This is a genomic window from Microbulbifer hainanensis, from assembly GCF_014904735.1.
Taxonomy (GTDB): Bacteria; Pseudomonadota; Gammaproteobacteria; order Pseudomonadales; family Cellvibrionaceae; genus Microbulbifer; species Microbulbifer hainanensis.
This window is the reverse complement of record NZ_JACZCR010000053.1, coordinates 1-2,875: the sequence shown is the minus strand read 5'-3', so window position 1 is coordinate 2,875 and position 2,875 is coordinate 1. Positions and strand designations below refer to the sequence as shown.

Below are 2,875 nucleotides of genomic sequence, written 5' to 3'. Positions count from 1 at the left end.
TAAGCCTGAGTTCTCTTCTTACCCATGGTACACCTCCGTGTTAGGCCGAAACCTAACTATACAGAGTGTCTACTAAGCGTGGGTAAGTCTTCCGTCTAACGCCGCCAGCAGGGGCGTGATCTGCTACCACTTTTGTGGACACTTTATGCCGCCAGTTTTTCATACTCTGACGGCGATTGGTAATCGAGGCTGGAATGAAGCCGCTCTCGATTATAGAACTCGATGTATTCGATGATATGCGCAACAGCATCGATTTCGTTCTCAAACATCCTCTGATGAACAAGTTCCGTCTTCATGCTATGGAAGAACGATTCTACAATGGCATTATCCAGAGGATTGCCCCTTCGACTCATGCTCCGCGTCATACCTGCCGATTCAACAAGCTCACGATACTCATGTGCTGCATATTCAATTCCCTGATCAGAATGGAAGATGCACCCTGCTTGTGGGCGCTGACGCGCCAAGGCCATCTTAAGTGCGCTTTTCGTCAGCTCGCTATTCCGCTTTCTACTGAATGACCATCCGACTACTGATCTTGTGAATAAGTCGATCACAACGGCATGATATATCCAGCCAGTACCCGTCTTGATATAGGTAAAGTCTCCGGCCCACTGCCGACCCGAGGAATCCGCCGGATCTTCCGCGCCAAGCTGATTGCCCGTAGCAGAATAAAATTCATGCTTGCCAGGATTCCACGTATAGAGGCCTCTACTTGAAGCTTTTATGCCAGCTCCCTTCATAAGACGTGATACACGCCTGACGCTACAGGATAAGCCTCTGCGCTTCAGCTGTTGGTGTACTCGACGCGCTCCGTAAGCCTTTCTGAACCCCTGGTGCAGCTCGACAATGGCGTCTGTAAGGCGGCGATCATGCTTGCGCCGCTCACACTCTTAACGAGTGCGCCAAGCATAGAAACCGCTTTTCGATACACCTAGCAGGTTACACAGTTTTCTGACATCTCGCCCTTTGCGGTTCTTCTCAACCAGCTCGAAGAGCTTTACTTTTTCCGCTGGAAGAACCGCTCGGCCTTTTTTAGCAAATCAATCTCGTCATTACGGTTTGCCAGTTCCCTCTCCAGTTTCTTGATCTTCTTTTCTGCGGAGGCCAATTTCTCCTCAGCTTCTTTTACTGGATCAGCTCTATCAGGACGACGTTTAGGTGATGGCTTGGATGGCTTCATATGCTTATTTTCCTTCAGCTCTCCTCGGCGGCGCTCCATCTGCCACCGATACAGCATCACCGGATGTATGCCGAGAGATTCTGCCACATCCTTTGACCTAACGTCAGGATGATTGGCCAATTTAACGGCCTGAAGTTTGTAAGCCAATGTGTAACGATCGTAGTTACGCTTTTTTGTTTGTCCCATTCTGGACCTCTTTCATGAACAGTGAATACCGTCCACGAAAGTGGTTACAGATCAGCGGCCAAAGCTGTGCACATATTGTGCGAAATTTGGGAGCGTAGCGACCCGCGCAATATGTGCACAGCGTTGGGCGTCCCGCGAAGGGCCAAAGGCCCGTAGCTTACTGCCTGGCTTTGTTATGAGTTTCTATGAGACTGGTAAGCTGTACCTTTTCGGTATGAAGGCAAGCCATACCCCCTTGCACTTGATAACCATTGTCGATTAGCTCAGCTCGAGATTGATGTAAAAAATAAATTCTAGTTCACTATTTTTCAATGCAATTTCAGACAAACAAGCATTGGCAGTTCTATAGCCAGATTCTTCAGATATTGACACCGGAATGCTGGCAAGGAGGCCACCTGAAGGACTCTTTATATTTACCATCATTGCACCTAAGTAATGACCCTCATTAAAAAATTTAGGAGTCAGCAAAAAATTTACATTTCGGCAACCACTAATAATTTCGGTTTTTTCTACCTTTGAATCAGTTACATATTTGTAGATATTAACTTTGTTATCGTTGCAAGCAATAGCTATATTTGAAACTAATATTAAAATTGTAGCCGAAATATTTTTTATCATAGGTAAGTATTACTCATAACGCCCGGCACAGGGGCCCCGTGGAGTGGAGGTAACTTGTGGTAAAGTGAGCGCAGCGAACCACAAGTTGCCGGAACGTAACGGGGTCCCTTGCTGCTGATTGTTAGGCATGTTCTGCTCTTTAATCATGAAGCTAAGCTTTGTATAAGCTAAGCATTGCATTGCGGTCATCGTCATCTTTAGCGGATAAAATATTAATATAAGTATCAAATACATCTGGAATTGGAAGATTAAATTTAATGACCTTCTCCGGATCAACGTTTTTTCCTTCGAGTGAACATAAATATAGTCTTTCGTTCATTGACGGAAATACAGCCTGGCCTGTCAACTCATACGAATTAATTACATCCGAGTCTTTAATATTCTCTTCCAAAACTTCATCATATACCCCGCTACGGTGTTTGTATGGCCCACCTTTGTGATTATTTATATCTATCCTTACCAGATCACCACCGTCACCGATAAAGACGAATTTGCGTTCTTTAGGAGTGCCCTCCCATACCGTTACAAGTCTACTTGCGCTATATCCGTGTATCCATTTATCAGGCAAACTCAAATCATTTTTTGGTGCAGCTACCTTTTGCTTACGAACATTACTAAATTTAAGAAACTGCCTTGTAATTGCTTTGCAAAACAAAACTGGCACTTCATTTAAATCGACATCGCCCCAATTTTGTTCCCGTCTAAAAATATTGAAAAATATCAGATATGGGGATTTCGCCATCTGCGCCAAAGTGAACAAACCCAGTCTAGTTTCAATACTTATTACAGATCCCTCTTTCCACACCACTTTAGACATTCTTTCCTCGTTGTTCATGTACGGCGGCCTAACGCATGGCTCTGCGGCCCGAAATAGTTGGCAGCTTTTGCGCC

General features: G+C 45.1%; 3 protein-coding genes and 1 pseudogene. All 4 read right to left on the bottom strand.

The annotated features are described in order from the left end of the window. Positions 1-143: 143 nt before the first annotated feature. A pseudogene (locus IG168_RS19080) lies at positions 144-872 on the bottom strand (IS3 family transposase); the annotation flags it as partial. Between the two features lie 125 nt (positions 873-997). Further along, a complete protein-coding gene (locus IG168_RS19075) occupies positions 998-1,366 on the bottom strand; it encodes a transposase (protein ID WP_193166206.1) in 369 nt (122 codons plus the stop codon). Between the two features lie 258 nt (positions 1,367-1,624). After that, positions 1,625-1,984 (bottom strand): hypothetical protein, encoded by a 360-nt coding sequence (locus IG168_RS19070; protein WP_193166205.1) that lies wholly within the window; start codon positions 1,982-1,984, stop codon positions 1,625-1,627. Positions 1,985-2,135: 151 nt separating this feature from the next. Continuing rightward, positions 2,136-2,819: a hypothetical protein gene (locus IG168_RS19065; protein ID WP_193166204.1), complete on the bottom strand. Its 684-nt coding sequence runs from the start codon at positions 2,817-2,819 to the stop codon at positions 2,136-2,138. Positions 2,820-2,875: the final 56 nt, after the last annotated feature.